Here is a 17,049-nt window from a genome sequence, read left to right as displayed (position 1 = left end):
CGTCAGGCAGTGATCGGCGTACGACGGGATGCGCGTTCGGTGAGGTACGCGAGGACCACACCCAGCGCCGCCCACAGGCCGAGCTGCACGGCGAACGACGCGGCCCGGAATTCCCACGACAACATTGAGGGGAAGCTTTCCCCGACCTCGTCGACGCTCGGCAGCACGAGATAGCCGAAGCCCACCACCACGAGGAATGCGAAGGCCGGACCTGCGATACGCACGGTGTGCAGATCCTGGGTGGCGAGTGCCTTGGCCACCGCCACGGCGACTACGATCGCGACGAGTCCGAGGACGACCGAGGCGAGCCACAGCAGGGTGGGTTCGTTGATCGTGTCGGGATCACCCACTGCCGGTGGGTTCGCCGGGTACTGCAGGACGGACGCGTAGAGGGCACCGAGTGCGAGCAGACCCGCAACAAGGCCGGCGAGTAGGCTCCTGCACAGCAACTGGATGTGGTTTCCAAGCATCGTGGTCCCCGTTCTCAATGGCACGGAAGACCGAGCAAGTGCCGGCCGTCGTGCATCAGTTCGTGCATGAACATCCCGGTGCGCGAGATCGCGCCCCGATCGAATCCGGCCGGATAGAGAACGAGAAATGTCGCCACGATCACTGCGGCGAGAGCGACTGCGGCAGAGCCGAGCGACTCGTCGGGCGTATGAGCAACAGCCATGACAATCCTCCAGGGATTTCGCGTCCCATTCGATTCCGTCATGTACCGCGGGAGTTTTCTGGCTTCCGGAGACCTCGTGTTCTCCGGTTACAGTGGCGCGACCGCTCCGGTCTCACACCGGATTGCCTACACCTCGGCACATCGTTACCGGACGAACCTTCGCACCGCCCGGTCGACGATGTCAAGCGGAAAGGACATACCTACCATGACTCGATTGTTCCTCCTCGCACACGCATCCACGCTTGCGACGGAGCAAGCCCGATTCCCTCGCGACGAGCCGATCTCGGAAAGAGGCCGACGCGAATTCGACCGCGCCTCCGCACCGGTCGTCGACCGGTGGGTGTGTGCACCGGAGCGGCGCACGGTCGGCACCGTCCACGCCTTCGGGTTCGCCGCCGAGGTCGAACCCGCTCTACGCGAGCTCGACTACGGCACGTGGGCCGGAACTGCGATGGACGACGTACCCGAGAGCGAGTTGGCGGCGTGGCTGACCGACCCGGCAACGGCACCGCACGGCGGCGAATCCGTCGAAGACCTGCTCGGCCGGGTCCACGACTGGCTGGCAGCACAGGACGACGGTTACGAACGCGTCGCAGCGGTGACACACCCCTCGGTCGTCCGGGCCGCGACGGTGTGTGCTCTCGACGCTCCGGCGACCGCGTTCTGGCGGGTCGACGTGCGGCCGCTGGACGTCGTCCGGTTGCACGGTCGGCCGGGTCGGTGGACGTTGCGTCTGCACTGACCCTGCCGCCGCCGTGCGGCTTCGGCTGACGGAATTTCATCCGAATGGGCCCGGCGCCTGCTACTGCCGTGGCCGACCCTGGCGACCGCCGAGATCACCACGTCACGTCCTTCTCGCACTGCGTGCCGTCGACCGTCGACTCGACCTGCACCGTGGCGTGTTCGAGCCCGTGCGACGAGAGCGTCGTGCGAGCGGAATCGAGGATCCACTGCGGGTCGTGGTCGCTGACGAGGTGGACGGTCGCGACGTCCATTCCGGTCGTGAGCGTCCACACGTGCAGGTCGTGCACGCCGCACACCCCGGGCAGGGCGAGCAGGTCGGTGCGCAGGAGGTCGACGTCGAGATGTGCGGGTGAGGTCTGGGTGAGGATCCGCAGCGACTCCGCGGCCAGTCGCAGGGCGCGCGGCACGACCCACAGGGAGATGAGCACGCCGACGACGACGTCGGCCAGGCTCCACCCGAAGATCATGACGAGAGCGCCCGCGATCAGGACGCCGACCGATCCGACGGCATCGGCGAGCACCTCCATGTAGGCGCCGCGCACCGCGAGACTGTCCTTCGCGTCGGATCGGAGCATGAGCATCACGACGATGTTGGCGGCCAGACCCGCGAGGGCGGTGACGATCATGGGCAGGCCGGGAAGTTCCGGGGTGTCGCCGATGCGGTCGATCGCTTCGTAGAACACCCAGCCCGCGACCCCGAGCAGCAGCACCGCGTTGACCATGGCGGTGAGGACTTCGGCGCGGTGCCAGCCGAAGGTCCGCGAGGCCGCGGCGCTTCCCCGGCGGGCGAGGATCAGCGCCACCATGCCCATCGAGACCCCGACGATGTCGGTGAGCATGTGGCCGGCGTCGGCGAGCAGTGCAAGGGATCCGATCAGGACACCGACGACGACCTCGAGCACGAAGAACGCCGCGAGGATGCCCAGTGCGACAGCCATGCGCCGAATGACGGCACGCGTGGGGCCTGCGCCCCGGCCGTGCCCGTGGCCGACGCCGTGTGAGTGCCCGTGACCCGAACTCATCGCTCTCCCTCTCCGAAACCTCCGGCCATCGTATGCATGAATGCGCATATGTATCAACAGCCACGCAGACGTTGCGGATCGGGAGTCAGTTCTCCGGTTCGTATGCCGGATGCTCGACGGTGGGAGGAAGAGTCGCGATCGCGGAGATCCGCTTGAGTCCGGCAGTCTGCAGCAGATCGACGATCAGCGACCTCATCTGGGCGAACACGACGGTCGCCGAGACACCTGCATCCGCGACCAGTTCCGGATCCATCTTCTTCGCCACACTGCGCAACACCCGCGCGGCCTCGGCCTGATCGGGCTGCTCCCCCGGCTCGGCCAGCACCATCTCCCGGAGGACGTCCACCGCGTCGGCGACTTCGACGAAACGGTTCACCAGTCGCGGGTCGAGGATCTCGTCGTCGCGGACGAGGGTCAACGCGCGTCGGGCGAGGACGCGGATGTTGCGCATGGCGTGATCGATGGGATCCGCGGCAGCTGTCAGCACCGCGAGACGCTTTCGGCTGTTCCAGTACAGCGGCGAGATCCGGCTGATCTCCCTGCCGCCCTTGAGATGGGATCGCATCGCGTCGATCGCAGGCTGTGTCGCGCGGGCCTGCCGCAGCGCCTCCTCGATCGGTTTCGGGTTGTTCTCGACGAGACCGGTCTCGACCTTGCGCAACACCTCGCTCGCGGTGGCGAGGATCTCGGCGGCGTTGCGGCGGGCGCGCCGCACCGGATGGGTGGGAACGAGCGCGACGACGGCGATCCCCATGAGCCCGCCCACGAGGGCGTCGACCATCCGGTCCACGCCTCCCGCGTCGCCCGGCGGCAGGAGGGTGGCGACGAGCACCGCAGAGTTTCCTGCCTGCATCGAGAAGATCGGACCGCTGTTGATCGCCACGGCGGTACCCATCGCCATCATCACCACCAGGGCGATCTGCCACGGCCCGCTGCCGATCAGGGAGACGATCAGGTCGCCCACCCCGATACCGACGGTGACACCGCAGACCAGCTCGACGGAACGCCGCATCCGCGCCCCGAGCGACAGCCCGAGCGACACGACGGCGGCGATCGGCGCGAAGAAGGGCTGGCTGTGGCCGACGAGATCCTTCGCCACCCACCACGCCAGTCCCGCCGCGAGTGCGCACTGCACGATGGGCAGCGCGGACGAACGCAGACGCCCGACCGAATCCTCCAGGCGCTGACGAACCTCCTGACGGGTGGGCCGGCGCCTGTTCGCCGCGAACATTCAGCGGCGTCTATTCGACGCCGAGAGCTTCCGCTGCCCGCGGATCGCAGTCCTCGAGCAGGTCGAGGCAGCGGGCGTGCTCGTCCGCCTCACCGATCAGTTTCGCGGCGCGGGCGAGCACGGCGACGCAGCGCAGGAAACCGCGGTTGGGTTCGTGGCTGTAGGGGACGGGACCGAAACCCTTCCATCCGTTGCGGCGCAACTGGTCGAGACCGCGGTGATATCCGGTGCGCGCGTAGGCATAGGCCTGGATGGTTTCGCCCCGGTCGAGCGCGGCCTCGGCGAGATAGGCCCATGCGATCGAGGCGGTGGGATGGTCGGCTGCGACCTTCGCCGGATCCTCGTTGTTCAGCAGGGCCGACTCCGCCTCGTCGTCGCCGGGAAGCAAGGTGGGCTGCGGGCCGAGAAGATCACCGAAAGACGTCATGAGGGCCATTCTGCCCTCCGCGCTCGGAGGCTGGATAGAGTCCCCGGGTAACCGCAGGCCGTCGAGCGAGGTGCAGCACGTTGTCGGACCCGAAGAACGAAGAGACACCCGAGAAGACTTCGACGACCCCCAGCGTCGACGCGGCAGACGACGTCGCGACGAACGAGGTCGTCGCACAGGATCCGAGTCCCGTCGATCCCGAGGGCGGATCAGCGGGCCGGGAACCGGCAGCCGCTCCGGCCGGTGCGGACGAGAGCCTCGATGTCCCCCCCGTCGAGAGCGGTGACGGACACAGCACCGAGAGCGGTGACGAAGACCGTGACGAGAGCGGTGACGAACGCAGCGACGGCACCGCCGAGAACCGGGGCGAGGAGGAAGCCGAGACACGCAGCATCGACGGGAGTGCCGCCGAGACCGTCGCCCTCCCCGTCGTCGCGCCCGGCCCCGCCGAGGCACCCACGGTGCAGATCCCGGTGCGCAGTCACGTCCCCAAGGCGCCGCCCCAGCGGATCCCCCCGCGCACCGAGAGGCCACCGGCCGAGCCCGAGCCCGCCCGCGTCACCATCCAGCCCACCCCCACACGCATCCCCCCGGCACGCGACACGGGACGCGGACGGCGGCTCGCCGTGGCCGGTGGAGCCGTCCTGGTCGTGGCGGTGGTCGCGGCCGTGGCGTTCGTGTTCCTGCAGCAGCGCGCGGACGACTCGCCCGAGAGCCGGATCCGGGCGAGCATCGACACCTTCGTCGGAGCGCTCGAGGCAGGGGATCTCGACGCCTTACGGGCGTCCACATGCGGAGGCCTCGCCGACTTCTACGCCTCGGTCGATCCGGAGGACTTCCGCGAGATCCACCGGCTCGCGGTGGAACAGGGCGAGATCCCGGTGGTGACGAGCGTCGATCGCGTCCAGATCACCGAGAACAACGCCATCGCCCAGGTCACCGCGCACACGACGAACAGCCCGTCCGACGTCACCGACCGCACGTTCGATCTCGAACTCGTGGGCGAGGAATGGAAGGTGTGCGGCGAATAGGCGCGCTGCCCGGACGCGCGGAAGTCGTCGTTCGCGCCCGGCCCGGCACGACGGGAACTGCACACCGATCGGAATCGCGAATGGGGCGCCGACGGGAACGTCGGCGCCCCTGTCGTGTGTCGGATCGGTCCTATCGAGCGGAGACCGAGCGTCCTGCCGACTTGAGGTCGTTGCAGGCTTCGATGACACGCTGGGTCATCGAGGCCTCGGCCTTCTTCAGGTAGCTGCGCGGGTCGTAGACCTTCTTGTTGCCGACCTCGCCGTCGATCTTGAGCACACCGTCGTAGTTGGTGAACATGTGCCCGGCGATCGGGCGGGTGAACGCGTACTGCGTGTCGGTGTCGACGTTCATCTTCACGACGCCGTAGCTCAGCGACTCGTCGATCTCCGACTTCAGCGAGCCCGAGCCGCCGTGGAAGACGAGGTCGAACGGCTTCGAGCCCTCGGGGAGACCGAGCTTGCGCGACGCGACGGCCTGACCCTCGGCGAGCACGGACGGCTTGAGCTTGACGTTGCCCGGCTTGTACACGCCGTGGACGTTGCCGAACGTCGCGGCCAGCAGGTACTGGCCCTTGTCGCCGGCACCGAGTGCGTCGACGGTCTTCTCGAAGTCCTCGACGGAGGTGTAGAGCTTGTCGTTGATGGCGTTCTCGACGCCGTCCTCTTCACCGCCGACGACACCGATCTCGATCTCGAGGATGATCTTCGCGGCCTTCGCGGCAGCGAGGAGTTCCTGTGCGATCTCGAGGTTCTCGTCGATGGGGACCGCCGAGCCGTCCCACATGTGCGACTGGAACAGCGGATTCTGTCCGTTGTTCACCCGCTCCTGGGAGATGGCCATGAGCGGACGGACGAAGCCGTCGAGCTTGTCCTTGGGGCAGTGGTCGGTGTGCAGAGCGATCGTCACGTCGTACTTCTCGGCAACGACGTGCGCGAACTCGGCAAGGGCGACAGCGCCCGTCACCATGTCCTTGACACCCAGGCCCGAGCCGAATTCGGCCCCACCGGTCGAGAACTGGATGATGCCGTCGCTGCCCGCATCCGCGAAGCCCTTGATGGCGGCGTTGATCGTTTCGGACGAGGTGCAGTTGATCGCCGGGAACGCGAAGGAGTGCTCCTTGGCGCGGGCCAGCATCTCGGCGTAGACCTCGGGAGTCGCGATAGGCACAGCGGCTGTCCTCCAGATGAGAGTCGATCGGCACACCACCGGGATGTGGCGGGTGCCCGGGTTGTCCTTGCAGTATGTCAAGTGACGGGTTCGTTCGATACTCGGGCCGTCCCGGGTGGCGGGTCGGAATTCGGGAGGACGTTGCCCCCGCCGGTACCCTGGACCGCGTGACTGTGCTCGAAGCCTCGGAGTCCGTGACCAATCTGGCCCTACTGCCGGGGTTTCTGGATCCTGTCAATCTGCTCAATTCGTTCGGCACCTGGATGCTCATCGGGCTTCTGGTGGTGGTGTTCGTCGAGTCCGGGCTGCTGTTCCCGCTGCTGCCCGGCGACTCCCTGCTGTTCACCGCCGGTCTGATCGCGGCGTCGAAGTCGACGGAGGTCGAGCCGTTCGCCCCGCTGTGGGTGCTGATGGTGACGATCCCGATCGCCGCGGTTCTCGGTGACCAGGTCGGCTACTTCATCGGCGCGAAGGGCGGCACCAGACTCTTCAAGGAAGACGCGAAGCTCTTCAAGCAGGCCTACATCGACGAGGCTCACAAGTTCTTCCTCCGTCACGGACCCGCGATGATCTTCCTCGCGCGTTTCGTGCCGATCGTGCGCACCTACGCCCCGCTCGTCGCGGGCGCCGCGAAGATGCCCTACCGGGTGTTCATCACCTACAACATCATCGGCGGCATCGTGTGGGGCGCGGGTGTGACCCTGCTCGGTTACCTGCTGGGCCAGATCGGCTTCATCGCCGACAACATCGACATCATCTTCCTGCTGATCGTGTTCGTCTCGGTCATCCCCATCTTCACCGAGGTCGGCAAGCGTGTGCTGGCCTCGCGCCGCGCGGCGAAGAACGCCGAACCGCCGGTCGTCGAGGCGGACGCCGCGACCACCCCGATCAAGCGCATCGAGACTCCGTAGACCTTCGCACCAGCCATTCGCACACCCGGGAAGGTGGATGCGCGGCCCGCAGAGCGGCCGTCATCCACCTTCTTCCGTCTTCGGGGCCGGGGAGACGTCACGACCGGGACGCCGCGACGGCGTAGGCCGCTTCCATGAGCATCCACCCGCCGAGCTGGACCGACATGTCCCGCTCGGGCACGGACGACTCGCGGACGCCGCCGCCCGTCGACCGCGCGATCGATCGCCCCAGGCCCGGCAGACGCGCCTGCCGGGACCAGTCGCGGCCGAAGACGGGCAGTTCCTCGACCTGCAGGCGGTTCTCCCAGGCCGCGTCCGCCGACGCCAGCACGATGCGGGCGGCGGCGTTGCGGGCACGCACGTCCTCGCTGTCGACGACGGGCAGCGTGGTGGCGACCATCGCGAGATAACGGGCCAGGATGCCGTTGAACAGCCCGCCGTCGCCTCCTCCCCCGCCGGTGACGACACTGCGCTCGGTGAGATGGTCGTCCACCGCGGCGACGAGCGCATGGACTCTCCGGCGGTGCCGCGGATCGTCGAGTTGCACCGCGAGTTCCGTCTCGAGGCCGAGCGTCACGCCCTGGCAGTAGCTGTAGATCGCCCGCTCGTGCACACCGTCGCGGATTCCGTCGAAGACGAGGCCGGTCTCGGGATCGAGCAGGCTGTCGTGGATCCAGTCGGCCATCTCCTGGGCGCGGTAGACCTTTCCGGTGCGGGCGAGCAGCAGCGCTGCCGGGCCGTTCGCGGGGGCGTTGAAGAAGTTGTCCTGCCGGCGCCACGGGATACCGCCTCCGTGGTCGGGCTGCCACGCGTCGACGAGTTCGTCGACGAGGGTGGCGATCGCGCTGCGGTGATCGACGTACAGATGGCGTTCGGCGCGTTCGAGCGACAGGCCGAGCCACGCCATGTCGTCGAAGTAGTTGTTCGTCCACCCGGTGATGTTGCGGATGCGGTGGGTGCGTGCGAGCCGGACGACGCGACGGCGACGGCGCGTGGTGGCGTCGCGCTCGGCGGCATCGACGGCCGTGTCGATCAGATGCGCCTGCCACCAGTAGTGCCAGGTGAAGAACAGCCGTTCACGACGAACGGCCGGCCACCCGACCACCCCGAGCGCGGTGCCGGGCAGCCCCCACAGCCGACGGACGTGCCGCGACACCACCGCTGCCTCGGCGGCATCGGCTCGCTTCGACCACCGGGCGGACTCGTCCCGGGCGGACCCGTTCCGATTCGAACGCTGTCCCGATTCGGTGTTCATCACCCTCCACACTGCCCGAACCCGCGGACCGCCTCCACGACGGTCCGCGACTTTCATCCCGGATTGCGGGACAGTTGTTACCAGGCAGCAGAGAAGTCGGCGTGTTGCCGGATCCAGGCGTGCATCGCGATACCTGCGGCGACCCCCGCGTTGATGGAGCGTGTCGAGCCGAATTGGGCGATCGACACCGTCATCGACGCCACGCTGCGGGCCTGCTCGGTGACACCGGGGCCCTCCTGACCGAACAGCAGCAGGCAGCGCTTCGGCAGTGTCGCCGTCTCGAGCCGCACCGAGCCGGGTGTGTTGTCCACTGCGACGATCGTGAGATCCTGCTCGGTCGCCCACGCGACGAGAGCATCGACGTCGGGATGGTGCAGGAGATGCTGGTAACGGTCGGTGACCATCGCCCCGCGCCGGTTCCACCGTCGTCGACCGACGATGTGGACGGTGCCGACGGCGAACGCGTTGGCGGTGCGGACGACCGTTCCGATGTTCGCATCGTGGGCGAAGTTCTCGATGGCGACGTGCAGAGGGTGCCGACGCCGGTCGATGTCCTGCACGATCGCCTCGCGCGTCCAGTAACGGTAGGCGTCGACGACGTTGCGCCGGTCGCCGTGTGCGAGCAGTTCCGGGTCGAACCGCGGGTCGGTGGGCGGCTCGGTGCCGAATTCCTCGGTCCAGGGTCCGTAACCGTGCGGGTGCTCACCCCATTCGGTCGGGCCCGACTCTTCTTCGACGACCGGTTCGGAATGTGTGTCGGTCACTGTCAGAACGTTTCGTTCGAATCCGGTGCGACGCGGAAACCGTGGCCCGTGGCGTCGTTGGTGCAGGTCACGTCCGACTCACTCGTGGAACACGTGTAGCCGAGCTGCGACAGTTGCGAGCCCGGCGGCAGCACGGGGCTCGCACCGTCCGGCGAGAGGTAGACGGGTCCGCCGGAGCACACGAACGCGCCTTCGCCGGTGTCCTGCACCCGGATGCCCTGCCCCCAGTTGACCATGCAGTCCTCCGGGCGCGGCGGGATGGGATCGGTGAGACCTTCGCAGCCGGCCTCGGTGCGGCTGGGCAGACGGACGATGCCGCACCGGTACGTACCGTCCGGGCTGCTGAAGTAGTACGACTCGTTGCGCTGGTATGCGACCTCACCGAGGGGGGCCGGCTCCTCCGCCGTGGATGATTGTTCGGCCGTCGACAGCGGGGCCGTTTCCACGGTCGTACTCGGAGCGACCGTCGGGGACGAGGCCGATGCGGTCGTCGTCGACAGGGATGCGTTTGCCGACGGTGCTCCGGAGGCGGTCTCCGTACTGTCCGCGGACCCTCCGCATCCCGCGACGAACAGCGCCGCAGATACGACGGCTGCTACCGGCCACATCCGAATTCTCACGTGACACCCTTCCCGACGACGTGCGGGTGTCACTCTATCGACCGGGTTCAGTGGCCCGTCAGCCGCCGGTTGACCAGCCGGTTCGCCCATCCGGGTGATATCTGGGCAAGTGCCGACAGCAGGGTCGCCTGCCGGCCGACCGGGCGATGTACCCGGGCAGAGCGACGGCCGGGCCGGGTCGCATCGAAGACCGCGCGGGCCACATCGTCGGCGCCGAGATTCACGCCCAGGGAGCGACGCGCGCCGATGTCCATTCCGTCGACCATGTGTGTATCGACGAACAGCGGCCACATGGCCTGGACCTTGATGTCGTGGTGGGCCCACTCGAGTTCCAGTGCTTCGGTCAGGCCGCGCACCGCGAACTTGGTGGCGCTGTAGGTGGCGAGGTCGGGCTGGCCGTAGAGCGCCGACGCCGAACACATGTTCACGATCTGCGCGCCCGGGGTGTCGCGGAGGTACGGGAAGGCAGCGTGGCAGCCGAGGACCACGCCGGTGATGTTGACGTCGATGATCTGCCGGTGCCGGCTCACGGGGGTGTCCTCGAACGGTCCGGACGACAGCAGGCCGGCATTGTTGACGAGGATGTCGAGCCTGCCGTCGACGCAGAACTCGGCGAGTGTGCGGCTCCACTCCTCGGCGTCGGTGACATCGAGGATGCCGGTGACGATCTGCCCCGTGGTGATCGGGGCGCTCTCTTCGGCCAGGCTCTCGAGGCCCGCGCGGTCGATGTCGACAGCACCGACGCGATAGCCACGGCGGGCGAAGAGCAGGGCGGTGGAACGGCCGATTCCGGCAGCGGCTCCGGTGACGACCACGCTGGGGGCGGACATGGGCGCCAGCCTAACCTCGATGATGTCGCCGTGGGGTTGCCGGGCGATAGGCTGGAGCAAGAGCTGCCATGAATCGTCGTATCGCCAGCACCATCGCCTTCGTCACCGTGGGATATATCGTCGTTCTCGCGTTGTGGCTGAACTACTTCCTGCCGATTTCCGAGCCGGGCACCGAGGGATTCCAGGTGGTTTTCCTCGTGTGCCTGTACGGCACCGTGCTCGGCCTGTCGCTGGCGCTCGCCGGTCGGCGCTCGAAGACCTTGCGCCGGATCGAACGCGATGGTTACGAGGGGTGGGCAACCATCCGCGCGGCGACGCCGCTGGATCGGACGTCGACCGGTCAGTTGACCCGGCTCGATCTCGAACTCACGGTGCCGGGTTCGGAGTCCTATCGCGGCACGGTCGTCTACGAGGTAGACCGTCGCGACCTGCACCGCTACGCGCCAGGCGAGGTCGTGAGCGTCTGGGTGGACCCGCTCGACCGAGACCGGATCCTGCTCTATCCCTAGCGCCTCCGCTCGGCTAGCGGACCCTTGCGGGTGAGCGCAAGCAGGCCTTCGACGAGCAGCAACTGTGCGAGGACATAGGTGACCAGCACGAATCCCTCTGCCGCCGCGCGGGTCTTCTCGTCCTTCAGCAGAGTGCGGCGAACCACGATCGAACCGTCGGACAGCGTGAAGATCAGGCCGCCGAGGCCGAGCAGGCTCCGTCGATCGGCGTTCGGCACCGGTAGACCCGCGCGCACTCGCGCCCCGGGCGCGAGGGCGGGATCCCCGGCGAGGGTGGCGGTGGTGGCGAGCAACGCCCCGTATCCGGTCAGCGGCGCCGCCACCGAGCGATTGCGGGCGGCGAGCAGTCCGGCCGCCCCGGCGAGCGCACCGGCACGCTGCACGGCGACGGACTTCGACACGCGGGCGCCGTGCCGGGCGAGGATCGTCGAGTAAGCCGTCTGCATGGCGCCGAAGCATGCTGCGCCGCGGAGGATCCTGCGGTCCTCGTCCGATCGGATCATCGCGATGTCGCCCAGTGTGGCTGCGGCCAGTCCGGCGACCAGCAGGGCCGTGTCGGTGCGGTCGGTGTCACGGGAACGCCGCAGCACCCGCACGGCGAGTGCCGGTGCGATGAGGGGTTTGGCGAACTTCTGCAGTTTCTCGTTTCCGGACACTCCACCGACGACGGTGGCGGCCGATGCGGCGGCGAACACCGCGTGCTCGACGCCCCACTCCTTGCGACTGAACCAACCCATGCGCGCACAGTACCCGCAGCGGTCAGCAGCGACGTGCGCCCCCGGACGCCGTGGCGCACAGGAAGGCCGGCGCCGGAAGGTCGCGACGTGCAGCGGCAGCAGCGACCGCCTGCCGCACCCGATCGACACGCGAGTCCTCGCACAGGACGATCGCCGACCCGCCGAAACCGCCACCGACCATCCGGGCGCCGAGACCCCCTGCCGCGACAGCCGCATCGACGGCGGTGTCGAGTTCGAGACAGCTGACCTCGAAGTCGTCGCGCAACGACCGATGCGATGCATCGAGCAGAGGACCGAGATCGCGGATTCGTCCGGCACGCAGGAACTCCGCGGCCTCACGAACACGGGCGATCTCGCCGATCACGTGCCGGGCACGGCGACGCAGTGTCGGGTCGCCGATCGCGCCGGCCGATGTGGCCTCACGTAAGGTCCCGACACCGAGAAGCTGTGTCGCTTCCTCGACCTCACTGCGTCTGTGCCCGTACTGCCCGTCGGCGAGCCGGTGCCCGGTTCCGGTGTCGACGACGAGCACCGTCAGTCCCTGCGCTCCGGCGTCGAACGGAATGTGTTCGCTGCTGTGGTCGGCGAAGTCGAGCAGCAGAGCGTGCCCGGCGCGGCCATGCAGCGCGATGCGCTGGTCGAGCCCCCCGGTGGGTGCACCGGCATAGTCGTTCTCGGCACGCACGCACGCGACGGCGAGTCGCTCGCGGCCGTCGTCGTCGAGCGGAAGCCCGGACAGTTCGGCGATTGCCACCGCGACCGCCGTCTCGAGTGCTGCGGACGAGGAAAGGCCCGCCCCGACCGGAACTTCCGAAGCCACGACGACGTCCGCACCGGTGAATCCCGGCGGTTCGAGTGCCCAGATCACTCCGGCGACATAGGCGGCCCAACCGTCGACGCGGCGGTCGCGCAGATCGAGATCGGCTGCTTCGAATCCGGCGCTGCGCACGCGGAGCCGATGATCGGCGCGGCGGCGCAACGCGACGGCAGTGACCTGCGGGAGAGCTATCGGCAGGCACAGACCACCGGCGTAGTCGACGTGCTCACCGATGAGGTTGACCCGGCCGGGGGCACACCAGCACCCCTCGGGTTCGGATCCGAACTCCGCCACGAACGACGACCGAGCAACCTCTCCGATGTTCATGTCGCAACCTCGCGAAGGCGTGCGGCGATCCGTTCGGGGGTGGTGTCGCTGATCCAGGCGCCGAGTGCCGACTCGGATCCAGCCAGATATTTCAGTTTGTCCGGCGCCCGCCGCAACGAGAAGATCTGGCAGAACAGACGCATCTCCCCACGACCTGCGCGAACCGGCGCCTGGTGCCAGGCAGCGATATAGGGGACGCGTTCCACCCCGGGAAAGAACCTGTCGACGCGCCCCAGCAGGTCGCGATAGGCGACGGCCAGTTCGTCGCGTTCGCCGTCGTCGAGGGCCGCGAGATCCGGCACCTCGCGGTGCGGGACGAGATGCACCTCCACGGGCCAGCGTGCTGCGGCGGGAACGTAGGCCGACCACGCGTCACCGGACCACACGAGTCGGGTCCCGGCTCGCCGTTCGGCCTCGAGGATGTCGCGCTGCAGCGACCTGCCGGTGCGCCGATGATGCTCGCGGCCGCGGTCCAGGAGAGCTTGCGAGCGGGGCGGGACGAAGGGATAGGCGTAGATCTGTCCGTGCGGATGCTGCAGCGTCACACCGATTTCGACTCCGCGGTTCTCGAAGCAGAAGACCTGGTGCACATCCGGACGCCGTGACAGGGCGTCGGTGCGGGCGGCGAGCACATCGATGACGGTGCGCGCCCGGGACAGCGGGAGGTCCGCGAACCGCGCATCGTGCTGGGGAGTGAAGGCGACGACCTCGCAGCGGCCGGACGCCGGTCGTCGCGGCCACAGCGGGTCGTCGTCGACGAGGTCCTCACCGCCGGACAGCGCCCCGAGGGAGGGGAAGCGATTCTCGAAGACGACGGCGTCGTAGTCGTCGGCCGGGATCTCGGTGCACGAACCCGCTCTGCTCGGGCACAGCGGGCAATCGACGGTGGCGGGCAGGAACGTGCGGTCCATGCGGTGCGCCGCGAACACCACCCACTCTCCGGTGAGGGGGTCGCGGCGCATCTCGGCCGACGCCGCGACCGGCGGCAGGTCGCGGCCGTCGTGGGTTTCGCGGGTCGCGGCACCCGAGACGAAGGGCTCGGTGTCGTCGAAGTAGATCAGTTCACGACCGTCCGCGAGATGTGTGACGGTCTGCCGGACCCGCGCGGTCACACGACTACTCGTCGTCCAGACCCAGGTCGGCCAGGCCGAGCAGGGAGCGGTACTCGACCCCCTCGGCGGCGATGATCTCGTCGGCGCCGGTCGCACGGTCGACGACGGTCGCGACACCCACCACGGTCGCACCGGCCTCACGCAGCGCCTTGACGGCGGTGAGCGGCGAGTTGCCGGTGGTGGTGGTGTCCTCGACGACGAGTACACGCTTGCCGGTGACATCCGGGCCTTCGATCTGCCGCTGCATGCCGTGGGCCTTGGCTGCCTTGCGGACGACGAACGCATCGATGGGCCGGCCGGGAGCGTGCATGACGGCGAGCGCGACCGGATCGGCACCCATCGTGAGGCCGCCGACAGCGTCGAAGTCCCAGTCGGAGACGAGTTCGCGCAGCAGCTTTCCGATGAGCGGACCGGCCTTGTGATGCAGGGTCGCCCGTCGCAGGTCGACGTAGTAGTCGGCTTCCTTACCCGACGACAGGGTCACGCGGCCGTGGACCACCGCCAGCTCGCGTACCAGTGCTGCCAGATCGTCACGGTCACTCATTGCGTCCTCACCCGTCGTTCGTCGTCGCGACGCCGTTGCGGTCGCGCTCGTATCGGGAAACGAGCCTAGTCGCTGCGGACGGCCGCTCAGGCAGCGACGGTGCCGGAAGGTGCCTCGGGCTGCGGCCGGACCTCGCTCCCGGCGACTTCGGAGGTCTCGGTGGTGGCGGATGCGGTGACGGGCGCGGGCGCCTCGAACAGCACGACCGGACCGATCGCGGCGAGCTTCGCGCACAGGGAGGTGGGGAAACGGCCGACCGCGGCGTTGAGAGTGCTCACGAGGTCGTTGTGCACTCGTACCGCTCCGGCGATCCGCTGTTCGCGGTTCTGCAGTTCGTGCGCGATGCGGAGGAACGGCCAGTGATCGACCCCGTCGAGTCCGGCGATGAGTTCGTGGATCGTCGCGGACAACGCGTTCTCGGCGCCGGCGCGTTCGGCGAGACCGAGACGCTGGTCGCGCACGGCGATGGCGAGCGACCGGGCGCCGACGACCGGCCGGATACGTTCGCGATCCACACCGGCACCGGCCGATGCCGCGACGAGCGCGGGCACGAGGTCGTATCTGTCGTCGAGTTCGTGGTGGAGCAGACGCAGGCTCTCGCGGTGACGTTGCTGCAGTGTTCGCAGGCGACGCACACCTATCCGCAAGCACAGCACCACCGCAACCACGACAGCAACACAGAGCACCAGAGCCACAGACGTCACGCGCAGAAATGTACCCAGCACCGGAATTGCGTCGACGACTGCATCCGGCGTGTCCGTCGCGGTGTGTCCGTACTGTGATCTCGGAAAGCCCGTGCCGGCCCTCGAGCTGCGGATCAGGTGCGGCCGCGGCCGTTGCCGAAGGTGTTGGTCAGTTTCCGCACGAGGTTCTGCGGCACCAGCCGGGCCGCGGTGGCGATCGCCTTGTACTGCAGTCCCGGAATGCTGCGCACCTTGCCCTTGTCGAGGTCGGCGAGCGAGGTACGCACCACCTGGTCGACGTCGAGCCACATCCGGTCCGGTGTGGACGACATGTCGATGCCGGCACGACGATGGAATTCGGTGCGCACGAATCCGGGGCACAGCGCCTGCACTCGCACACCCGTGCCGGCGAGCCCACCTGCGAGACCTTCGGTGAACGACACCACATAGGCCTTGCTGCCGGAGTAGGTCGAACCACGTCCGGGCAGCAGACCCGCCACGCTCGCGACATTGACGATGTCACCCCTGCCGGCCTCGATCATCGACGGAAGCGCAGCTCGGGTGAACGCCACGACCGAGGTGACGTTGACGTCGAGCTGGGCCTGCAGCACGGCGGGATCGGCGGTCCAGAACTCGCCGGTCGTGCCGAAGCCGGCGTTGTTGACGAGCATGTCGACACCGCGCTCGAGGCGCTCGACGACCGAAGCCCGGCCGTCGGCGGTGGCCAGGTCGGCGACGATGATCTCCGAGGAAGTCCCGAAGCTCTGCTTCAGTTCGGTGGCGAGTTCGTCGAGGGCGGGACGGGTGCGGGCGACGAGCACGAGATCGTAACCCCGGCTCGCGAGGATACGGGCGAAACCTGCCCCGATTCCCGAAGTGGGTCCGGTCACGAGCGCAACGGATCGGGCGGAAGTCATGGCCGTCACACTAGTGACACCGAGCGGGCTCGACCACCCTGTCAGCTGTGCGCGGACGGGCGTCCCGGATCCTGCGCGCCGCGGTCGAGCTCTTCGGGTTCGACGACCGGCGGGAGCACGTGCAGGATGCCGGAAAGCCGGGCGACCGTTTCGATCGCCGAGTCCCATTCACGTCCGCTGCTGCCGATCGGGATCGATCCGAGGGTCCATTCGCCTTCGCTCCACAGCATCTGCATGTGGTCGGGAATGGACTCGGTGAATGCCACCATCCGCTGATCGCACACCCGGCGCGCGATCTCGAGATCGGTGGCGAAGACGATGCGCGGCCCGATCGAACCGAGCAGGTTCATGTCCGGGTCCTTCGGCGGTGGTGTCGACTTGAGACGCAGGTCGATGTCGACGTCCGAACCGACCTTGCGCCGCACCGCGATGATCGTCGCGGTCTCCTCGATGTCGAACAGGACGAACTCCTCGCCGCGGCGGACACCGCGCACCACGTCGATCGCGCCCAGATATTCCTGCTTGGCCAGTGCGGCGCGGTGCCACTTGGACGGCAGATTGTCCTCGGCAGAGATGTACTTGTAGCCCTGCGCCTTGGCCCAGATCTCACGGATACGACCCGACTGCTCTCGTCGCGTGCGATCGACGTAGAGCAGGGCGATCGCACCCAGACACGCGATCGCCGCCAGAGAGAACCACATGACAGTCATCGTCGAGTCAGCCTAGC

At 68.1% G+C, this 17,049-nt stretch carries 20 protein-coding genes, 1 pseudogene and 1 riboswitch; of the genes and pseudogenes, 4 read left to right on the top strand and 17 right to left on the bottom strand.

Going from position 1 to position 17,049, the window contains the following annotated elements:
* Positions 1-2: 2 nt before the first annotated feature.
* Together ABZ789_RS17960 and ABZ789_RS17955 are read right to left on the bottom strand one after the other, a co-directional pair.
* Positions 3-425 (bottom strand): annotated as a pseudogene (locus ABZ789_RS17960) (CbtA family protein); the annotation flags it as partial.
* Between the two features lie 59 nt (positions 426-484).
* Complete coding sequence (locus ABZ789_RS17955; RefSeq protein WP_241384720.1) at positions 485-673, bottom strand: CbtB-domain containing protein; 189 nt, start codon at positions 671-673, stop codon at positions 485-487.
* Positions 674-727: 54 nt separating this feature from the next.
* Positions 728-797: riboswitch (cobalamin riboswitch) on the bottom strand.
* A gap of 81 nt (positions 798-878) precedes the next feature.
* On the opposite strand from ABZ789_RS17955, the gene ABZ789_RS17950 reads away from it, so the two are divergent.
* Positions 879-1,415: a histidine phosphatase family protein gene (locus tag ABZ789_RS17950; RefSeq protein ID WP_358426327.1), complete on the top strand. Its 537-nt coding sequence runs from the start codon at positions 879-881 to the stop codon at positions 1,413-1,415.
* A 94-nt stretch (positions 1,416-1,509) separates the two neighbouring features.
* Here ABZ789_RS17950 and ABZ789_RS17945 read toward each other — a convergent pair whose 3' ends face one another.
* The 3 genes from ABZ789_RS17945 to ABZ789_RS17935 form a co-directional block, all read right to left on the bottom strand.
* Entirely contained in the window at positions 1,510-2,439 is a 930-nt protein-coding gene (locus ABZ789_RS17945; RefSeq protein WP_241384723.1) for a cation diffusion facilitator family transporter, read from the bottom strand.
* Between the two features lie 85 nt (positions 2,440-2,524).
* Positions 2,525-3,670, bottom strand: coding sequence for an FUSC family protein (locus ABZ789_RS17940; RefSeq protein ID WP_241384724.1), 1,146 nt, complete (start codon positions 3,668-3,670; stop codon positions 2,525-2,527).
* Between the two features lie 10 nt (positions 3,671-3,680).
* On the bottom strand, positions 3,681-4,097 hold the full coding sequence (locus tag ABZ789_RS17935) for a DUF3151 domain-containing protein (RefSeq protein WP_358426323.1): 417 nt from the start codon (positions 4,095-4,097) through the stop codon (positions 3,681-3,683).
* Between the two features lie 80 nt (positions 4,098-4,177).
* On the opposite strand from ABZ789_RS17935, the gene ABZ789_RS17930 reads away from it, so the two are divergent.
* Positions 4,178-5,128: a hypothetical protein gene (locus tag ABZ789_RS17930; protein WP_358426320.1), complete on the top strand. Its 951-nt coding sequence runs from the start codon at positions 4,178-4,180 to the stop codon at positions 5,126-5,128.
* Between the two features lie 130 nt (positions 5,129-5,258).
* Here the strand turns inward: ABZ789_RS17930 and fbaA are convergent, their stop codons facing one another.
* Positions 5,259-6,296: a class II fructose-bisphosphate aldolase gene (gene fbaA / locus ABZ789_RS17925; protein ID WP_358426317.1), complete on the bottom strand. Its 1,038-nt coding sequence runs from the start codon at positions 6,294-6,296 to the stop codon at positions 5,259-5,261.
* 167 nt (positions 6,297-6,463) lie between these two features.
* On the opposite strand from fbaA, the gene ABZ789_RS17920 reads away from it, so the two are divergent.
* Entirely contained in the window at positions 6,464-7,207 is a 744-nt protein-coding gene (locus tag ABZ789_RS17920; protein ID WP_358426314.1) for a VTT domain-containing protein, read from the top strand.
* 97 nt (positions 7,208-7,304) lie between these two features.
* Here the strand turns inward: ABZ789_RS17920 and ABZ789_RS17915 are convergent, their stop codons facing one another.
* The 4 genes from ABZ789_RS17915 to ABZ789_RS17900 form a co-directional block, all read right to left on the bottom strand.
* Positions 7,305-8,462, bottom strand: coding sequence for a glycoside hydrolase family 76 protein (locus tag ABZ789_RS17915; RefSeq protein ID WP_358426311.1), 1,158 nt, complete (start codon positions 8,460-8,462; stop codon positions 7,305-7,307).
* A 77-nt stretch (positions 8,463-8,539) separates the two neighbouring features.
* Positions 8,540-9,226 carry an RNA methyltransferase gene (locus ABZ789_RS17910; protein WP_358426308.1) on the bottom strand — a complete coding sequence of 229 codons (687 nt, stop codon included), beginning with the start codon at positions 9,224-9,226 and terminating at the stop codon, positions 8,540-8,542.
* Between the two features lie 2 nt (positions 9,227-9,228).
* A complete protein-coding gene (locus ABZ789_RS17905) occupies positions 9,229-9,834 on the bottom strand; it encodes a hypothetical protein (protein ID WP_358426532.1) in 606 nt (201 codons plus the stop codon).
* A gap of 59 nt (positions 9,835-9,893) precedes the next feature.
* Positions 9,894-10,676 (bottom strand): SDR family oxidoreductase, encoded by a 783-nt coding sequence (locus ABZ789_RS17900; RefSeq protein ID WP_358426305.1) that lies wholly within the window; start codon positions 10,674-10,676, stop codon positions 9,894-9,896.
* 68 nt (positions 10,677-10,744) lie between these two features.
* On the opposite strand from ABZ789_RS17900, the gene ABZ789_RS17895 reads away from it, so the two are divergent.
* Positions 10,745-11,185, top strand: coding sequence for a hypothetical protein (locus tag ABZ789_RS17895; protein ID WP_358426302.1), 441 nt, complete (start codon positions 10,745-10,747; stop codon positions 11,183-11,185).
* Here the strand turns inward: ABZ789_RS17895 and ABZ789_RS17890 are convergent.
* The 7 genes from ABZ789_RS17890 to ABZ789_RS17860 form a co-directional block, all read right to left on the bottom strand.
* Positions 11,182-11,922 carry a lysoplasmalogenase family protein gene (locus ABZ789_RS17890; protein ID WP_358426299.1) on the bottom strand — a complete coding sequence of 247 codons (741 nt, stop codon included), beginning with the start codon at positions 11,920-11,922 and terminating at the stop codon, positions 11,182-11,184. The genes ABZ789_RS17895 and ABZ789_RS17890 overlap by 4 nt on opposite strands.
* A gap of 22 nt (positions 11,923-11,944) precedes the next feature.
* Positions 11,945-13,066: a galactokinase gene (gene galK / locus ABZ789_RS17885; RefSeq protein ID WP_358426297.1), complete on the bottom strand. Its 1,122-nt coding sequence runs from the start codon at positions 13,064-13,066 to the stop codon at positions 11,945-11,947.
* Entirely contained in the window at positions 13,063-14,178 is a 1,116-nt protein-coding gene (gene galT / locus ABZ789_RS17880; protein WP_358426294.1) for a galactose-1-phosphate uridylyltransferase, read from the bottom strand. Before galT ends, galK begins: the two co-directional genes overlap by 4 nt.
* Before the next feature lie 4 nt (positions 14,179-14,182).
* Positions 14,183-14,722, bottom strand: coding sequence for an orotate phosphoribosyltransferase (gene pyrE / locus ABZ789_RS17875; protein ID WP_358426291.1), 540 nt, complete (start codon positions 14,720-14,722; stop codon positions 14,183-14,185).
* Positions 14,723-14,808: 86 nt separating this feature from the next.
* Positions 14,809-15,426 carry a LemA family protein gene (locus tag ABZ789_RS17870; RefSeq protein WP_358426288.1) on the bottom strand — a complete coding sequence of 206 codons (618 nt, stop codon included), beginning with the start codon at positions 15,424-15,426 and terminating at the stop codon, positions 14,809-14,811.
* Between the two features lie 113 nt (positions 15,427-15,539).
* Positions 15,540-16,322, bottom strand: a complete 783-nt coding sequence (locus ABZ789_RS17865) for an SDR family oxidoreductase (protein WP_358426285.1) — start codon at positions 16,320-16,322, stop codon at positions 15,540-15,542.
* 41 nt (positions 16,323-16,363) lie between these two features.
* A complete protein-coding gene (locus tag ABZ789_RS17860; protein ID WP_358426529.1) occupies positions 16,364-17,023 on the bottom strand; it encodes a hypothetical protein in 660 nt (219 codons plus the stop codon).
* Between the last annotated feature and the right edge of the window lie 26 nt (positions 17,024-17,049).

It is taken from the genome of Rhodococcus sp. NPDC047139, assembly GCF_040643435.1.
Classification (GTDB): domain Bacteria; phylum Actinomycetota; class Actinomycetes; order Mycobacteriales; family Mycobacteriaceae; genus Rhodococcus.
Note: the sequence above shows the minus strand (reverse complement) of the source record. Positions and strands in the feature narration are given on the sequence as shown.